General features: G+C 61.5%; 14 protein-coding genes. 7 read left to right on the forward strand and 7 right to left on the reverse strand.

All coding sequences use genetic code 11. The features are described 5' to 3' along the window. Positions 1–284: 284 nt before the first annotated feature. Positions 285–893, forward strand: coding sequence for a cysteine dioxygenase (locus ACLEJW_RS12680; RefSeq protein WP_145192674.1), 609 nt, complete (start codon positions 285–287; stop codon positions 891–893). Next, on the forward strand, positions 890–2,473 hold the full coding sequence (locus tag ACLEJW_RS12685) for a rhodanese-related sulfurtransferase (protein ID WP_145192676.1): 1,584 nt from the start codon (positions 890–892) through the stop codon (positions 2,471–2,473). The genes ACLEJW_RS12680 and ACLEJW_RS12685 overlap by 4 nt, the downstream gene beginning before the upstream one ends. 302 nt (positions 2,474–2,775) lie before the next feature. Here ACLEJW_RS12685 and ACLEJW_RS12690 read toward each other — a convergent pair whose 3' ends face one another. Continuing rightward, positions 2,776–3,726, reverse strand: a complete 951-nt coding sequence (locus ACLEJW_RS12690; protein WP_313294784.1) for a GlxA family transcriptional regulator — start codon at positions 3,724–3,726, stop codon at positions 2,776–2,778. 103 nt (positions 3,727–3,829) lie between these two features. Here ACLEJW_RS12690 and ACLEJW_RS12695 point away from each other — a divergent pair, with 103 nt between their 5' ends. From ACLEJW_RS12695 to ACLEJW_RS12710, 4 genes are all read left to right on the forward strand, one after another. After that, positions 3,830–4,627: an SDR family NAD(P)-dependent oxidoreductase gene (locus ACLEJW_RS12695; RefSeq protein WP_145192680.1), complete on the forward strand. Its 798-nt coding sequence runs from the start codon at positions 3,830–3,832 to the stop codon at positions 4,625–4,627. 21 nt (positions 4,628–4,648) lie between these two features. Then, a complete protein-coding gene (locus tag ACLEJW_RS12700) occupies positions 4,649–5,413 on the forward strand; it encodes an SDR family oxidoreductase (RefSeq protein ID WP_145192682.1) in 765 nt (254 codons plus the stop codon). Between the two features lie 178 nt (positions 5,414–5,591). Continuing rightward, complete coding sequence (locus ACLEJW_RS12705) at positions 5,592–6,599, forward strand: zinc-binding alcohol dehydrogenase family protein (protein WP_313294787.1); 1,008 nt, start codon at positions 5,592–5,594, stop codon at positions 6,597–6,599. A 254-nt stretch (positions 6,600–6,853) separates the two neighbouring features. Next, positions 6,854–8,941 (forward strand): acyltransferase family protein, encoded by a 2,088-nt coding sequence (locus tag ACLEJW_RS12710; RefSeq protein ID WP_313294788.1) that lies wholly within the window; start codon positions 6,854–6,856, stop codon positions 8,939–8,941. On the opposite strand, the gene ACLEJW_RS12715 is transcribed toward ACLEJW_RS12710, so the two are convergent. The 3 genes from ACLEJW_RS12715 to ACLEJW_RS12725 form a co-directional block, all read right to left on the reverse strand. Next, a complete protein-coding gene (locus ACLEJW_RS12715; protein WP_313294789.1) occupies positions 8,938–9,429 on the reverse strand; it encodes a DUF1543 domain-containing protein in 492 nt (163 codons plus the stop codon). The two genes, ACLEJW_RS12710 and ACLEJW_RS12715, sit on opposite strands and share 4 nt — an antisense overlap. Before the next feature lie 96 nt (positions 9,430–9,525). Further along, a complete protein-coding gene (gene nfsA / locus ACLEJW_RS12720; protein ID WP_145192690.1) occupies positions 9,526–10,347 on the reverse strand; it encodes an oxygen-insensitive NADPH nitroreductase in 822 nt (273 codons plus the stop codon). An 87-nt stretch (positions 10,348–10,434) separates the two neighbouring features. Next, positions 10,435–11,409 (reverse strand): DNA-binding protein, encoded by a 975-nt coding sequence (locus ACLEJW_RS12725; protein ID WP_313294791.1) that lies wholly within the window; start codon positions 11,407–11,409, stop codon positions 10,435–10,437. Between the two features lie 202 nt (positions 11,410–11,611). Here ACLEJW_RS12725 and ACLEJW_RS12730 point away from each other — a divergent pair, with 202 nt between their 5' ends. After that, a complete protein-coding gene (locus tag ACLEJW_RS12730; protein ID WP_440777662.1) occupies positions 11,612–12,553 on the forward strand; it encodes a tyrosine-type recombinase/integrase in 942 nt (313 codons plus the stop codon). A gap of 2 nt (positions 12,554–12,555) precedes the next feature. On the opposite strand, the gene ACLEJW_RS12735 is transcribed toward ACLEJW_RS12730, so the two are convergent. From ACLEJW_RS12735 to ACLEJW_RS12745, 3 genes are all read right to left on the reverse strand, one after another. Further along, a complete protein-coding gene (locus ACLEJW_RS12735; RefSeq protein ID WP_440777663.1) occupies positions 12,556–14,115 on the reverse strand; it encodes a hypothetical protein in 1,560 nt (519 codons plus the stop codon). Between the two features lie 101 nt (positions 14,116–14,216). Then, complete coding sequence (locus tag ACLEJW_RS12740; protein ID WP_440777664.1) at positions 14,217–15,536, reverse strand: serine hydrolase domain-containing protein; 1,320 nt, start codon at positions 15,534–15,536, stop codon at positions 14,217–14,219. An 18-nt stretch (positions 15,537–15,554) separates the two neighbouring features. Then, positions 15,555–17,408: a DUF1302 domain-containing protein gene (locus ACLEJW_RS12745; RefSeq protein ID WP_440777665.1), complete on the reverse strand. Its 1,854-nt coding sequence runs from the start codon at positions 17,406–17,408 to the stop codon at positions 15,555–15,557. Positions 17,409–17,467 lie beyond the last annotated feature (59 nt).

The following is a 17,467-nucleotide window of genomic DNA, read 5'->3' on the forward strand; positions in this document are numbered from 1 at the left end:
TTACCCGCCTGGGGTAGATGAGGCGATCCGCGCGTGCGGTCTCGTCCGGGTCTTTTATAGCCGCGAGGCATTAATTAAGTATTTTTTATAATCTAAATCTTATTTTCCGGTCTGTGAAATGCACATTAGGCATAACCTCATGCCTTTGGGTGATGCCAATTTCAAAACGGAACGCTCTGGCTGTAAATGCGTTGTTTGCATATTAGCTTATTATAATTTTGCATTTTGAGAATAGAAAAGAGGTTTGCTAGGGTTAACTCAAACCCGAAAGCCGAGCCTGATCCATGACCCAGAACCTGCGCCCGGAGCGCTTGCGCCATTTTATCGACCGCCTTGCCGCGGTGCTCGACCAGCAGCCTGACGAAGCCACCCTGCTCGACCGCGGCCAGCAACTGCTGGCCGAGCTGGTTGCCCACGACGACTGGCTGCCCGACGACCTCGCCCAGCCCGATCCGCAGCGCTATCAGCAGTATCTGTTGCATTGCGACTCGCGCCAGCGCTTTTCCGTGGTGAGCTTTGTCTGGGGGCCGGGCCAGCAGACGCCGATCCATGACCACCGGGTCTGGGGCCTGATCGGCATGCTGCGTGGCGCCGAGCTTGCACAAGGCTTCCTGCGCGACGCCAAGGGTGCACTGTCGCCGCACGGGCCGTCGGTCCGCCTGGGGCCCGGCCAGGTGGAAGCGGTGTCGCCGCGTATCGGCGACATTCATCAAGTCAGCAATGCCTTCGCCGACCAGGTATCGATCAGCATCCACGTCTATGGCGGCAACATCGGCGCGGTCGAGCGCGCTGTATACGGCGTGGACGGCAGCGAGAAACCGTTCATTTCCGGCTATTCCAACACCCATCTGCCCAACATCTGGGACCTGTCCAAAGAGAACCTTGCCCGATGAGCACCGTCACCACCCGCCACTACCGCGACATCCGCCACGCCCTGCTGGCCCGGGAGGAACTGGCCCTGATCGACGTGCGCGAAGAAGACCCGTTCGCCCAGGACCACCCACTCTTCGCCGCCAACATTCCCCTGTCGAAACTGGAGCTGGAGGTGCTCGCCCGGGTGCCGCGGGCAGACACCGCCATCACCGTCTACGACAACGGCGAAGGCCTCGCCGCCGTGGCCGCACAGCGCCTGCTGGCGCTGGGCTACAGCGACGTGGCCGTTCTCGAAGGCGGCCTCGCCGGCTGGCGCGCTGCCGGTGGCGAGCTGTTCCGCGACGTCAACGTGCCAAGCAAGGCCTTCGGCGAACTGGTGGAGAGCGTGCGCCACACGCCGTCGCTGACCGCCGAGCAAGTGCAAGCGCTGCTGGATGAAAAGGCCGACGTGGTGGTGCTGGATGCCCGCCGTTTCGACGAATACCAGACGATGAGCATCCCAGGCGGCATCAGCGTGCCCGGTGCCGAACTGGTGCTGCGCGTGGCCGAACTGGCGCCGGACCCAAGCACCCAGGTGATCGTCAATTGCGCCGGGCGTACTCGCAGCATCATCGGTACCCAGTCACTGGTCAACGCAGGCATTCCCAATCCGGTAGCGGCCCTGCGCAATGGCACTATCGGCTGGACCCTGGCCGGCCAGCAACTGGCCCACGGTCAGCAGCGACACTTCACCGACGTGAGCGCCGCCACCCGTGCCAATGCCGGGCACCAGGCCCGAGCAGTGGCCGACCGTGTCGGGGTCCTGCGACTGGACCGCGCCGGGCTGGCGCAATGGCAGGCCGAAGCCAGCCGCACCACCTACCTGTTCGATGTGCGCACGCCCGAGGAATACAGCGCCGGGCACCTCCCTGGTAGCCGCTCGGTACCGGGTGGTCAGCTGGTGCAGGAAACCGACCATGTGGCAAGCGTGCGCGGGGCGCGCATCGTGCTGGTGGATGACGACGGTGTACGCGCCAACATGAGCGCCTCGTGGCTGGCACAGATGGGTTGGCAAGTAGCCGTGCTCGATGGTTTGTCCCAGGCGGACTTCAACAGTACGGGTGAATGGCAGCCGCCATTGCCCGCATTGCCCTCGGCTGATGAGATCAGTGTCAAGCAACTGTCCAGTTGGCTCCAGCAAGAAGGCACGGTGCTTCTGGACTTCACCACCAGCGCCAACTACGTCAAGCGCCATATCCCAGGCGCCCACTGGGCAATCCGCGCACAACTGGCGCAAGCACTGGAACATCTTCCCCAGGCCAGCCGTTTCGTGCTGACTTGCGGCAGCAGCCTGCTGGCCCGCTTCGCTGCCCGCGACCTGCAGGCCCTGACGCGCACCCCGGTGTACTTGCTCGAAGGCGGTACGGCACGCTGGATCGCTGCCGGGCAACCGCTGGAAACCGGCGAAACACACCTTGCCGTACCCCGCAGCGACCGCTACCGGCGCCCGTACGAGGGTACGGACAATCCCCGCGAGGCGATGCAGGGGTATCTGGACTGGGAATTTGGCCTGATCGCCCAACTCGAGCGCGATGGCACCCATGGGTTCAACGTGCTCTGACCTGAACAGATGACAGTCCGTTCTGGATCGATAGCAGCCGATTGTGAACGGCTGCTAACGACCCAGGCTGCGTGAAAACGCTGGTAAGTACGTCGATTAGCGAAAGAAGCTGGGTGAAACGTATTTTCTAAGCTTGGAGAGTGTCTAGGAACCCAGGGGCGATTCAAGCCGTGTCTTTCAAGTGCGGCAAAGCCAGCTGTGTTGGGCCTGCGAATGGCTATGAACATCCGACATCGCCCCTCGTTGAATCACGTTTTGCGTTACCTACCCGTCGTTGTTTGATCTACCGCTAATGGCACACGTCACTCCACCCCCAACCGCCGAGCATCCCTGCGCACTGCTTGCGGCGGCACGCCAAACCCGCGCACAAATACCTCACGCAGATGCCGCCGATCCCTGAAACCTGTCTCCTTGGCCACCACATCCAGGCTATGGCGGCTCTGCTCGATCATCACCCGTGCCGCTTCCAAACGCAGGCGCTCCACAGCCTTGGCCGGTGACTGTCCTGTCTCGGCAGTAAACACACGCGTGAATTGCCGTGGACTCAGGTGCACCGCATGCGCCAGTTCCTCGACGCTAAGCGGATGCGCCAGATGCTGACGCGCATAATCCAAGGCATGCTGGATACGATCAGATTTGGGCGACAGCGTCAGCAACTCGGAATGTTGCGACTGGCCACCAGAGCGGCGCTGATGCATCACCAGTTTTTGTGCCACCGACCTGGCCATGTCGCTGCCCAAGTCCTTTTCCACCATGCCCAACGCCATGTCCAAGGCGGCCGTCATGCCCGCTGAAGTCCAGATTTGCCCGTCGACGATGAATATCCGGTCTTCTTCGACTGCGATCCTTGGATGCAACTCGCGCAATTTCTTCGCGTAGGCCCAATGCGTTGTAGCGCGGCGATCATCCAGCACGCCCGCTTGGGCGAGAATGAAGCAGCCGGTACACAAGCCCGCAGTGCGCCTGGCGCCGTCGACGAACCCGCGCACGCTGGCAAGCACCTGCTCACTGGGTGGCGTCAGCGGCGTCAAGGTGCCGGTGATCATCCACGTGTCTGCCAGGCCTGGCGCGCCCAGTGGCAATGTGTCCATGTACATCCCTAGCGACGAGCGCACCGTGCCGCCAGCAATGGAAAAGTTCTGGATCTTGTACACCGCTTCGCCGGCCACGATGTTGGCGAACTCGAACACAGCCTGGGTCGCCAGCGACATGATCTGGAAGCCTTCAGTAATCAGATAGCCAACGCGGTGCATGGGGAAGCTCCAAGGGTGAATGTCCTAAATACGTAGCATATGCGTCGTTTGCGTCAAAAGCGATGTTCTGCATGATGGCTGCACACCACAACGGAGCATCACCATGACCCAGCTTCCTAAAGGCACTGCACTCATTACCGGCGCTTCAACCGGCATCGGCGCCATCTACGCAGAACGGTTGGCTCACCGGGGTTACGACCTGGTGCTGGTAGCTCGCAATCGTGAGCGGCTCAACAGCTTGGCCAGCCGTCTGACCACGCAAACCCGGCAGAACGTGGAGGTCGTGGCGGCCGATCTGGCCGATGCGGCTGACCTGGCCAAGGTCGAGCGCAAGTTGCGGGAAGACGCCAGTATCAGCGTGCTGGTGAACAACGCAGGTGTAGGCACCCATACCAGCCTCCTGCAAAGCGATATCGAGCGCATGGCCGAGATGATCACGCTCAACATCACCGCCCTCACCCGCCTTACTTATGCAGCCATTCCAGGATTCGTGGCCCGCCAGCGCGGCGCGGTGATCAACATTTCCTCGATCGTGAGCCTGGCTCCTGAGTTGCTCAACGGTGTTTACGGTGGCAGCAAAGCCTATGTCACTGCTTTTTCCCAATCGCTGCACAAGGAGCTGGCGGACACGGGCATCCAGGTGCAGGCGGTGCTGCCTGGGGCCACCGCAACCGACTTCTGGGAGAAAGGTGGACTGCCGGTCGAACACCTTGATCCGGGCATCGTGATGTCAGCCCAGGATCTGGTCGACGGCGCGCTGCAAGACTTCGATGACCGGGTGCTGATCTCAATCCCCTCGATGCATGATCTGCAGCCCTTCGAACGCTACGAAACCAGCCGCCAAGCGCTCTCTAGCCAGCTGTCCAGCAATCGTCTGGCCCCGCGTTACCACGCCAACTGACCCCAGCACAGGAAACCGATCATGAAACTCAGCGCAAACACCCTCTTCATCACCGGCGGCACTTCAGGCATTGGCCGCGCGCTTGCAGAAGCCTTTCATCGACGGGGCAACCAGGTGATCGTTGCAGGGCGCCGCCAGGCGCTGCTGGACGAGATCGCACAGGCCAATCCGGGTATCGATACCGTACGCCTGGACATCAACGACCCGCAGCAAATCAAGACAGTCGCTCAGGAAGTGATCCGCCGCTACCCTGCCTTGAACGTGATCATCAACAATGCCGGGGTCATGCCGTTCGACAATCCGGCTTCTGGCGACTATGACGACGAACAAGCGGTAAGCCTGTTGCAGACCAACCTGCTTGGGCCTGTGCGGGTGAGTGCTGCATTCGTCGAACACCTCAAGAAACAGCCGCAGGCGTACATCATCAACAACAGTTCGGTACTGGCCTACCTGCCGCTGGCAGCCACGGCGCTGTATTCCGCGAGCAAAGCCGCCATCCATTCTTATTCGTTGTCGCAGCGTTTCAGTCTGCGCGACACCCCTGTCAAGGTGCTGGAAATCGCGCCGCCTTGGGTCGACACCGACCTGGTGCACAAGAGTGGTGACGAACGGGCCATGCCGTTGGATGCCTTCATCGAGGAGACCCTGGCCAAGCTCGAGTCGGCCACCACCGAAGTGCTGGTTGATCGCGCTTTGCCACTGCGTGCCAACCAAGGCGCGAACGAGCACCAACTGATTCACCAGTTCAACCTGTCGCTGGTCGATAACCCGATTCCCGTCGGTTGAAACCCTCTGGAGCAACACGCTTCAGCACCCTGCAGCGAGCTGTCGGCTTGTTCAACCAGGGCGGCAGCGGGCCCATTTTCACAGAAATGCAGAAAGTCTTACCCCAATTACCTAGTTTTTCATGAACCTCGCCGCAGGTAATCTCTGCACAACGTCTCATTCCACAGGTAATAACCGAATGAAAGCCATCGTCTACGACACGCCAGGCCTGCCTATCCAGGATGCCCAGTCCCTGTTCGAGCACGACCTCCCCAAGCCAGCGCCTGGCGCCCGGGATCTGCTGGTTGAGGTCAAAGCCATCGCAGTGAACCCGGTCGATACCAAGATCAGAGCCAGCCGTAGCGGCGATGGCCCGCAAGTACTGGGTTGGGATGCAGTAGGCATCGTGCGCGAGGTCGGCGCCCAGGTGTCGCTGTTTCAACCAGGCGATGAAGTGTTCTACGCGGGTGCGATTGACCGGCCAGGCACCTACAGCGAATTTCACCTGGTCGACGAGCGCATCGTGGGCCACAAGCCGCACACGCTGGATGACGCCAGTGCCGCTGCCCTCCCCCTGACCTCGATCACCGCCTGGGAGCTGCTGTTCGACCGTCTCGGGGTGCAGGAAAATGGCGGCGATGGTCAGCGCTTATTGATCATCGGCGCCGGCGGCGGCGTTGGCTCGATTCTGCTGCAACTGGCACGCAAGCTCACTCACCTCACGGTGATCGGCACCGCTTCGCGCCCCGAAACCCAAGCCTGGGTCGCCGAGCTGGGGGCGCATCATGTCATCGACCATTCAGCTTCGATCGCGCTGCAGCTGGAGCAACTCAAGCTCAATCCGGTGGACTACGTCATCAGCCTGACCCACACCGACGCCTACCTTGCGCAAATCGTCGACGTGCTGCGCCCGCAAGGCAAGCTGGCCCTGATCGATGACCCGGCGCACCTGGACATCGTGCCGTTCAAGCGCAAATCGCTGTCGGTGCACTGGGAGCTCATGTTCACCCGCTCGTTGTACCAGACCGAGGACATGATCAAGCAGCACCAGTTGTTGGAAAGGGTGTCTGCGTTGGTCGATGAAGGGGTGATCAAAACCACCGTTGGCGAGCATTACGGCAGCATCACTGCCGACAACCTCAAGCGCGCTCATGCCGTCATCGAGGGTGGCAAGGCCAAAGGCAAGATCGTGCTGGAAGGGTTCTGATCACTTGCCCGACTGATTAGCCGCCAGGACCTGCCCGCGTCGCTCGGTCGTGAATGCCCGGCGCATGCGCGCGGCAGGTCAAGCCATCAGGGGCGCCGGTTGGCCCTGTTGCTCTGCAAGCAACGCGATCAACCGGCCCGCACGACTCATCGAACATCCTGTCAGCGTTGCGACCACAGCTTTGCTAAACTCGCGGCCTTTTGTTCGCGCGCGCTGCCGCGTCAAGAGCCCTCAACGCGATAGGATGTGGCACCGTGTCAACCGATCAAAACCTGATATTCAACGCTCCTGCAAAGCCCCGCGAAGCGCCGGGTACTGCCCACACCGACACCCACACGGTCACGTCGGCGATGCAGCCGAGGGGCTACCGCGCCGATATTGACGGACTGCGGGCCGTGGCTGTGCTGCTGGTGTTGATTTTCCACGGCGGCTTGGCGCTGTTTCCTTCCGGGTTCATCGGTGTCGATATTTTCTTCGTCATCTCTGGATACCTCACCACTTCGATCATCCTGAGTGCCGTGAGCCGCGGCGACTTCAGCCTCAAGCAGTTCTACGTCAGGCGCTTGTGGCGGCTGCAACCCGCGATCCTGGCGTTGCTGGTAGCCACCCTCGGTGCCGCCAGTCTCTTGTACCTGCCCAAGGATTTCATCGATTTTCTGAAAAGCGAGAAGTACACCAGCCTGCTGCTGTCCAACCAGTTCTTCTCCAAGGCTACCGATGGCTATGCCACCGCCGAAGCAGCCACCCTGCCCTTGCTGCACACCTGGTCGTTGGCGATCGAATGGCAGTGGTACATCGTGCTGCCGCTCGGGTTGATGGCACTGACGCGCTACCTGGCGCCGCACCGCTTGAAAATGGCCGTGGTGCTACTGACCCTGAGCTCGATCGTCGTCGCCCTGGGTGTGGCCAAGATGACTCCGGATAAAAGCTACTACGCGTTCCTCGGGCGCATTTTCGAGCTGTTGATCGGCTCGTGCGCCGCGGTGTTCGCCAACGACCGGCAGCGTCTGAGCCGCGCTGGCGCCTCTGCGCTGGGCTTGGCTGCCCTGGCTGTGCTGATCTATGCAGCCACCCGATCCATACCCACTACCGCCTACCCTGGCCTGCCCGCCATCGCGATCTGCCTGGCGACAGCGCTGCTGGTCTCGGGCCAGGTTGGCCAACAAGGCATCACCTCCAAAGGGCTGGCATGGTCACCGCTGGTGTTCATCGGGACCATTTCCTACTCGCTCTACCTCTGGCATTGGCCAGTCATCGCCATCATCACCTATCTTGGTATCGAAAAGACGCCGGCTGTTGTCGCCGGCTACTTCGGCGCTTCTTTCGCCCTGGGCACTGCCTCGTATTACCTGATCGAAAAGCCGCTGCGTCGCCTACGGCTGGGGTTTGGCAAAACCCTGGTGCTGCTGTTGGTCGTACCCGCCGTCGCGTTTTCGGTGCTGTACTCGGCTGGCAACCGCGCCGATGGCTGGATGCAGCGTTTTGGCAGTGCGCCGTCGGACATCCTGCCGCGGCTCAAGGCAAGCGAAATTCCCCAGCGCGAACCTTGCCTGGGCGGGGCCACCGATGGCTCGGACTCTAGTTGCGTACTGGGGCAAGCCGGCGCCAGTAAGCGTGCCTTGCTGATGGGCGACTCCTACTCCAACCACTTCTGGGGCTTGATCGACACCCTGGCCAAGGACGCCGGCATCTCTGTCACCGCTCAGGGCTTCCCGGGTTGCCTGGCGCTGCCGGATGTCTACCTGTACGACTGGTGGAAGTACAAGAACGCGCTGTACAAGAAATGCCACGACGCTGCCACCGCTTATCACCAGCAGGTAGCGCGTAACCATTACGACTACGTGATACTCGGCCTGACCTGGGACACTTACGCCGACAGCAGCGCTGTGGTGCTGTCGATCGACGACCCACGTTCCCAAGCCCTCTCGCGCGAGCGGATGAAGGCCGCCCTGCTCTCGAGCCTTGAGATCGTCGAACAGTCCGGCGCCACACCAGTGCTGCTCAAAAGCAACATCGTCATGCCCGAAGGCGCCAATGACTGCCTGTACCGCACGATCAAGCTCCGGAGCACGATCGAAGATCAGCAGTGCGCGACCAGCGTCGCGCAACCTGAAGAAAACCCTTGGCTCGTTCAGCTATTCAAGGATGCCAAGCTGGCTCACCCCAACTTGCTGATCATTGATCCCAAGGACGTGCAGTGCAGCGGTGGCCAGTGCAAGCTGCTGATCGATGGCTTGCCGATCTATCGAGACATCGGCCACATCACCGACTTCGCTTCAAAAGCGATGGGCAGTCTGTACTTGCAAGCCAAGGGCAACCCCTTCAAGCCTAAAGAAGATTAGAGAACGATGTAGTCGTTGCGCTGCGTGATGCCGTCATGCGGCCCTTCGACCAAGTGAACATAGCGACCGCCGACGTGATCGATCGGTAGACAATCATCGACGTCCAGCACGGCGTCGAGGTGGGTCTGTTTCATGTGCGCAAGCGCCTGGCGTCTACCCTTCGCCATGGCCTCTCGTTTGTTGCGCGCGACCACGAGCACATAATGATGCGCTTCACCGAAACAGCGCGCGTCATAGCCGCCCAGGTTGATGAAATACAGCCGGGGCGCATCAGCGCACGGCGCCAATGGGCTGAACGCCAGGCGCCAGCCCTCCACGCCGTCAACGGCCATCCAGGCATCGATATGCACGCCCTTGGCGATACCGAACCAGCGCTCACGCAGCTGCGGGTAGGCCTGTTCCAGCGAATCGGCGACGGCAAAGACTATGTCGTGGACTTCGATTTTCGCTTGGGCGTGTTTACCGCCCAAGAGCACAACGAAAAGCATGGTGGGATGGACCTTTGGTTGAGCGGCGGGCACGACGGCGCCTGCCAGGCGCAGATGGTCCCACACCGCCCTGGCGTGGGCCAAATGCTTCGAAGATCAGCGCAGCCCGAAGCCCATGCGCTTGAGTTCGCCCAGCAATGCCTCGCGCCCGTGCAGGCTGGAAACTTCGCGCAGGCGGCTGACCACCTGCTCGGACCAGCCGCCCGCTTTCATGCCTTCGCGGTGATAGAAGGCACCGAGGCGCTCATCGTATTCGGCAATGACGTCCTGCTCGGCCGCGGCCGAATAGGTTTCATGGTGCAGCACCGCCGCTTGCGGCAGGCGCGGTTTGACGTGGGCGGGTCGATCTGGTGACGGGTGGCCAACGCACAGGCCAAACACGGGGTACACCTGGGCTGGCAGATCCAGCTCCTTGGCAACGCCCTCGATGTCGTTGCGAATACCGCCGATATAGACGCTGCCAAGCCCCATGGACTCCAAAGCCACCACCGCATTCTGCGCCGCCAGCGCGGCGTCGATGGTGCCCAGCAACAGGCTTTCAAGGTAAGGCAACGCTTCAAGCTCGACGCCGTGCTGCTCACCCAGGCGCGAGGCTCTGGACAGGTCCGCCAGCCATACCAGGAACAGCGGCGCCTGGCGAATGTAAGCCTGATTGCCTGCCAGCACTGACAGGCGCCCTTTGCGCTCGTCGTCCTGCACCGCGACCACGCTCCACACCTGCAGATTGGATGAGGTGGAGGCCGACTGAGCGGCAGCGATCAAGGTTTCGAGGGTGCCGTCAGCCAGCGGCTGGTCGGTAAATGCGCGAACGCTGCGGTGCTCGAGCAGTTGGTCGATGGTGGCGTTGCACTGCTTGAGCGCCGCGATCTGCGGCGCGCCATAGCGTGCCGCAAGTCTTGCTTGTGAATCGTTACCCATGGAATCCTCCTAAATGTTAGGAGGCTATCAAATAACACGATGCACGGCACGGGTATCAGGCAAGTTTCATAAAACGTGCGTCAAGGACTACGCCGTCGCGGCACGCAGTGTCTTCAGCTCGGCCTCGGCAGCCAAGAGCTTTTCAGCCAGTTGTTGCTCACGCGATATGGCGGCGGCGACATCGGTCCGGGCTGTCGCAGCTTCTTCAGCCTTGGCTTGCAGCTGCTGCACCAACAACTCCTTGGCGCCCTCGGCGCGTGCCGTCGCGGCATGCGCGACACCCAAATCGCCCTGCATGCGTTGCAACGCTTCGCGCTGATGCGACACCTCCTTGGCCTGCTGGCGGTTTTCCGAGAGAAAGCGCTCGTTGTCCCTGATCAGCCGCGTGATTTCTTCCTGTTTGACCATGAGCGTCTGCTGCAGCATCGTGACTTCCTGCTGCATCTGGTACAGCTGCGCTTCATGTCGGCTCAGGTCTTGCTCGCGCTGCTCCTTGACCGAGGCTCGGTAGTGCTCCAGTGCTTCTCGGGCATGGGCGTGCTTTTGCTCAAGAGAGTGGATCTGACCGTCCTTTTCCTGCACACGAACTTCCAGATCGCTGCAGCTCTGACTGATGCGTGCGTTGCGGGTGATTTCGCTCTGCAAAGTAGACTGGGCAGTTTTAAGGGCTTCATCCTGGGTTTGCAGCGCCGACTCCAGCTTGCTGCGTTCCTTCGCCGCCCCATCCAGCTGCTCGTGAAGCGTACCAAGCTCGTGTGCAAGCGCTTCACGCTCTCGGCTGAAGGCCTCGCGTTCAGACAGCAAAGCCTGGTTCCCCTCCTCCATAAGACGCTGCAAAAGCTTGCCAACCAGCTCCGTCAACTCATCGCTCAAACGCGACGGTGAAGCGATCGGCCGAGGATCATGATCAGCGATCTCCTTCAAATAACGCTGAATAGTCGTCTTTGAGCCGGTATTGCCTAACTCGATACGGACTGCATCAATGCTCGGGTTCTGTCCCCTGGCGAGCAGCGCTTGTTGCGCCTTGCGCACCAAAGCCAGGTTTACACCACCTCTAGCCATCTTGACTCCTACGATTTCGTACTGTGCTACGTTGTATGTAATTACGTGAAATGATAGCACGAAATTTTCAGTTATATGTCGCATTTTCTGGAAAGACATAATCGAGGTTTATAGCTTGCCAGAAGGTAATTCGCTCTTAAAATGCGCGTACGCGGTACAACCGGCGTAGGCAGACCACCAACAGGGCGAATGAGGATTTTCGGTGAGCGAGCGCATCAACAAAGCTGATCGGTACCTGGAGGCAAGCGTTCGGCAGAACACCTCCAAAAGCTACGCCGCCGCGCTCGCGCACTTCGAGGTCACTTGGGGCGGGTTCCTGCCGACCACCACCGAATCGGTAGTGCGCTACCTGGCCGAGTACGCTGACCAACTGGCGCTCAGCACCTTGAAGCAGCGCCTGGCTGCGCTCGCCAACTGGCACCAAAGCAACGGCTTTCCGGACCCGACCAAGGCGCCGAAGGTCAGGCAGTTGCTCAAGGGCATCCGCGCGGTGCACCCCGTCCAGCAGAAGCAAGCCGCCCCGCTGCCGCTGCTGCAGCTCGAGAAAGCCGTGGCGCATCTGGAACTGGAAGTCGCTCAAGCGCGCGGCGAAGGCAACATGGCAGCCGTACTCAAGGCCACCCGCGATATCGCCCTGCTGACCATCGGCTTCTGGCGAGGCTTTCGCGGCGATGAGCTGTCGCGGCTGACGGTGGAGAACACCCATGCCGAACGTTATGTCGGTATTCGTTTCTACCTCGGTTCGAGCAAAGGCGACCGGCAGAACGTCGGCCGCGAGTACCGCACCCCATCATTGAGCACACTGTGCCCGGTCGAGGCCTATTTGAACTGGATCGAAGTGGCGGGCCTCACGCGCGGCAGTGTGTTCAGAGGCATCGATCGCTGGGGCAATATCAGCGATCGGCCCCTGGCCGCCCACAGCCTGATACCGCTGCTGCGGGACACCTTGGCCCGTTGCGGGCTACCCGCGCATCTTTACAGCGCCCACTCCATCCGACGCGGCTTTGCTACCTGGGCCGCCAGCTCCGGTTGGGACATCAAGACCCTCATGGATTACGTCGGTTGGAGCGACATGAAGTCAGCCCTGCGTTATGTAGAGCCGGCGCAGCAGTTCGGTGGCTTGATTCGCAAGCTCGAGGGTTGAGATCAGAAAATCCAATCCTTCAAGGATGCGTCGCGGTAGGACAGGTAATCCTTGTCGACCTGCACCTGGACAGTGATGTGCTCCAGGCTCTCGAGCTTGCTGGCTTGCTCATCACCCAGCGCGTCGCGCCAGATCAGCTGGAAGTGGTCGCCGTCGGTGCGTTCGATGCGGCCAATCACCGTCTCAGGCCCACCGACGGTCTGCTCAGCGAAATTCGCCGCTGGCACGCTGAACTTGGGCGCTGTCACTACCTGGCTCCGGTCGAAGGTGGTAAAGAAGCGAATGAAAGGCTCAAGTCCCGCTACCGCCTGCGTGGCGAAAATCGTTTGAACGAGCGCCGGATCTTCCAACAGGCTGTAGAGCGGGAACGGGCTCCAATGCCTTGCACCTGAAACCGTGGCATAGCTCACGCCCAGACGAGCGCTCCCTGCAAACCCATCGTCGACATCCATGGCGAGCCCGTCCGCGAGCAGGAACGAGAACAGCGTTGCAATCTGCTGGCGCACTCGCCGCTGATCGGGTAGATCATCTGCCTTGTGCTCCAACAGGGGCATCGCCTGAGGGTGCGGCAGCAACCGCAGCAATCCTTTGACGCGCGCCAAGCGGTAATCTAGCCGCTGTTCGCGCGCCATGGTGGATATCTTTGCGTCGAAGCTCGCCAAGCTGTCATTGGAAGGATCGACGTAGGAGAGGTGTTCCAAGGCATCGCTGACTTTATAACCAGCACTCGGGGTACGCAGAAGCTCAACTGCATAGTCCAATGCCGCCTTGCCCGCCTTGTTTTCCTTCGAGTAACCCTTGAGGTTCAAATACGACTGATAGCGGTACTCCTCGGGCGCTGATTCGTTACCCAGGATTGATAATTCGATGCCCATCAAGCTGCGGTCGCGTTGCAGAACCTGAAGAATATCGAGCTTGCGGTTGGCGTCGAAGTCAGGGTCGTTGAATGCGCTCAGCAATTCCCGGCCCAGGCCTTCGCCATCGCCGATCAGCCCCCACTCGCCATCCGCGGCTGCCAACAGGCGCAGGGCATCGAAGAAGTCTTCACGCGTTGACGTCTTGGACTGCACGATGGCCAACAGCCGCTTGCGATCAGCGGGTTTGAAGTTAATGACCGTCATGCGTTGGTTCTGCGACCGCTCCTTCACCAGCTGGATCATGTAGGCGTTGAGCAGCGCACGGGTGCGATAGGCATCCAGTGTCTGGCTGGCCACCGAGCCTTCGTCGCTCAAGGACAAGTAACTCTCGATCCGATCCGCCATCATCGATTTGAGCGTGGACTGCAGATTACTCAGGGTGATCCAGGCCAAGGCCGCGCCAAACAGGGCGACGATGGTCAGGACGATGGTGAAGGCACTGGTCGCCCGATTGATCGGCGCATTGGCCTCGGCAATGACCTCCTTGCTCAGCTCATACTTGAGTGCAGCGACATCCTGTCGGTACTGGGCTTCGATCGCTTCCATCTTTTTCAAGGTCGTCGACGCCTGGCGCTGGATCTTTCTCGCTTCCTTGCGCAGTTCATTGAGATCCGTCGGCCCTTGCTGTCCTGTCACGCTGTTCATTGCAACTCCCTGTTCCTGCGCGTCTTGCGCATTTGCAAGGGAAGTTTAGCTTTTCGAGGGCATCGACTTGACTACGAATACGGTGCCCGCCGCCGGCACGCTCAAATTGGCAATGCCGCCAACACTGCACTGACCACGCCATTGAACGCTGCCGGCGAATCAATCATGCGCGCCGTGGTTTTCGCCTCACCGTCCGCTCGGGTCGCCCGGCGCGTCTGGTCGGCGCTGGCCGAAAGCTTGACGATCACCACTTCACGCCGCGGGTTGATGTAGATCTTCTGGCCAAAGCGGCCGCTGGCTTCGATCGAGCCGTCGCCATCGTTTTTCTGGTACCAGTAATTACGGTAGGCATAGCCTGGCCGGCCAGGCCCCAAATTACCGTTGGCAAACACGGTGGCATCGCCAGGTTCGAAGGTGCTGTGCACGGCCTGGTTGAAGCTGTCGCCTGGCACCTGGCGCGACAGCTCGCGGCGTATCAGCTCGGCAAAGCGCGCCGTGTCGCGCAGGTTGCAACTGATGCCGCCGCTGGCCATCTCGGTGCCCAGCGGATCGACCTGCACGTAGGCATCGTGCTCGGCGAAGCGCGACCACAACCGTTGCTCGACCAAGCTGGCCCAGTTCTGCCCGGTGATGCGCCGTAGCGCCCAGGCCAGCGCTTCGGCCGAGCCGTTCTGATAGAAAAACGGCGCCGGTTCGCTCGGATCGCCCGCTGGTTGGGTATGCAGCAAGAAGCTGTAGATATCGCCGGGCATGCCCTCGCCGCGCGGGATCAGCCCGGTGGCTGCGAATAGCCCCAGGTCTGGTGGCATCTGTGGCGGATACTGCACCGCCACCTGCATGTCCAGGTTCGCTTGCACGCTGGCCTCGCCAAACGGCGTGGCGCTCAGTTCCGGTACATACTTCGCCAGCTTGCTGGCCGGATTCAGGGCGCCTTCGGCGATCAACTGCGCGGCAATCAGGCCGGTCACCGACTTGGTCATCGAGGCCCAGATGTGCGGCTGGCCGGGTTGAAAACCATCGAAGTAACGCTCGTAGACCACCTGCCCACGGTGCAGCACGATCAGGCCGTCGGTACTGGTCTGCTCCAGGTAATCGGCCACGCTCAGGGTCTGATCGGCCACCTTCACGGTCAGACGATCAAGCGCGCGGGGTTGCCCATCGAGCATCGCCAATGGCGCCGCCGCCCTGCCAATGCCCCGGGTCGGCGATACCTCGCGGGCGTGGCGCATCGACCAGCGCAGGTACGGTGGCTGAAACGCGTTCAACGGGGTGACCCGCAGCTCGGGGGCTGGCGGAAACCCCTGCATCACCGCCGCCTGGGGGACGGCGCCGATTACCAAACCCGGCGCCAGGGCGCTGGCCACTGCCAGTTCGAGGCCTGGCAGGTGGGCAGAGGATGCGGGACAGTTGGGCTTACGCATGATGTGCTCCTGGTTGTTCTAGAAATTGGCGCCGACGCTCACCGCGATGTAGTCACGATCGCCCCGCGTGCCGTAGTCGCCGTCGAGAAAATCCGTGTAGGCCAGGCTCGCCCAGTACTTGCTGGCCAGGCTCAGGTCGACACCGATGCTGATCGAGCGCGACCCTTCGTTGAATGCCGAACCATCGGCCGGTGAGTAGCCTTTGACGTCATGCGACCAAGCCAGGTTGGGACGAATGTCCACACCCTGGATCAAACTTGGGTAGCTCAACGTCGCGCGCAGGCGGTAACCCCAGGAGAACGGCGTGACAAAGCCCTCGCCGTTGCAGTCCTCTGGGCTCTTGGAGATGCTCAGGCACAGGCTGTTATCGGCCAGCTCGCCATTGCCATAAGCACCCGAGCGCCCATAGCGCGGCCCGAAGCGGCCCTCCAGGCCGCCCACATAGGTGGCCCCAACCTCCCCCAGCAACAGCAGCTGGTTGGCACCGAGCACTTGGCTGAAGGCCTGCATGGCCGATACCTGGGCCTGGGTCACTTCCTTGCGCCGGTAACCATCGAACAGGGTGTTGTCCGTCGCTGGGCGCAGACCATCGGCATTCAAGGGACTGCGCCCGGGAGCGTTGAGCAGCGACTGCAGCACATCGTTGCCATTGAGTTGAACCGGCATGTTCGGGCGGTAGCTCAGTTCGCCCTGAATGGCGGTTCCGCTGCGCATCGTGGTGGCGAACGTCAGGCCGTACAGGCGGATATCTTCCGGGTACTGAGCCCGGTACTGCGAGGTGCCCATGCGCAGGGCGCCAGCCAGCGCCTGGCCGCTGCTGGAGGCGAGAAACCCGGCGCACGCCGAAGCGCCGACGCCGGCACTGGCGCACAGTCCCCTGGCAAAGCCGGTGTAGGAGAAGTAACGGCTGCTGACCGTCCCCAGGTACGGCGAGCGGCTGTGATAGTTGGCGGCGAATAGCCCGAACTCGGTGTCCAGTGGCTCGACGAACCAGTGCAACGACACGCCCCATTGGCCACCATCCCGGGCATCCTGGTCGGCGCCCCGGGGCACGCGCACGCCCTCCTCGGTCAGGGTGACGTCGAAGGGCGCCAGTATCCGGCCCACGGCGGGATCGGTGAGCGATTGCCCGCCCACATCCAGGCCGCGGCAGCCTTCAGGCATGAAGTCGTTACCGGAAAAGAACGTGGCGCAGTTATCCAGGCGCGTCTGCTCCCAGTCCAGCTGGTAGAAGGCATCCAGCGAAACCGCCTGGGTGAGGTTCTGCGTGACGTACAGCAGGTTGACCGGCGCCAGCGCGTCCTTGACCTCGGCGCCCGGACGGCGCAGCGCGGCCTGGTTGAACGGGTTGACCACGTTCAGGCCGCCCTGGATGAACAGGCTCTCGCCCCAGTTCACCACCTGGTTGCCCACCCGCAGCGAGCCCGGTTCGCCATCGATGTCATACAGCGCATAGGCGAACGCATCGAGTAGCTCGACCGCTGCGGTCTTGGCCGAAACCTGCCGGTTGCGATCGTCGATCGCTACGGCGCGCTGGCTGTGGTCGCGTTGAGCGGTGTCGTACCAATAGCTGCCGCGCACGAACAAACCGAAGTTGCCGTGGCGTAGCTCCAGGTCGTGGGTGCCCTTGAACACGGCAGAAAACACATCCCCGGCGCGGTAGTTGCGGCGCCCGTCATTGCTGTTGGCAGCACGCGCGAGCTTGTGATCGGGATTGGCCGTGCTGATGGCAGTGCCCAACGACAGTGCTGAATCGAAGCGCCCCTGCAGCGGCCCGACATCGAACTGCACGCAGGCGGCAGGCTTGGCGAACAGGCAGCAGAGTACCGCCAGCGGCGCAGTGCGCCGACAGGTGAGAATGATTGCGCTCACTCTGAACCTCTTGTTGTTTTAATCGAGAGTGAAAGACCGGCTTGAGCCTGCCAGCCCCA

It is taken from the genome of Pseudomonas sp. SMSB3, from assembly GCF_052041965.1.
GTDB lineage: Bacteria > Pseudomonadota > Gammaproteobacteria > Pseudomonadales > Pseudomonadaceae > Aquipseudomonas.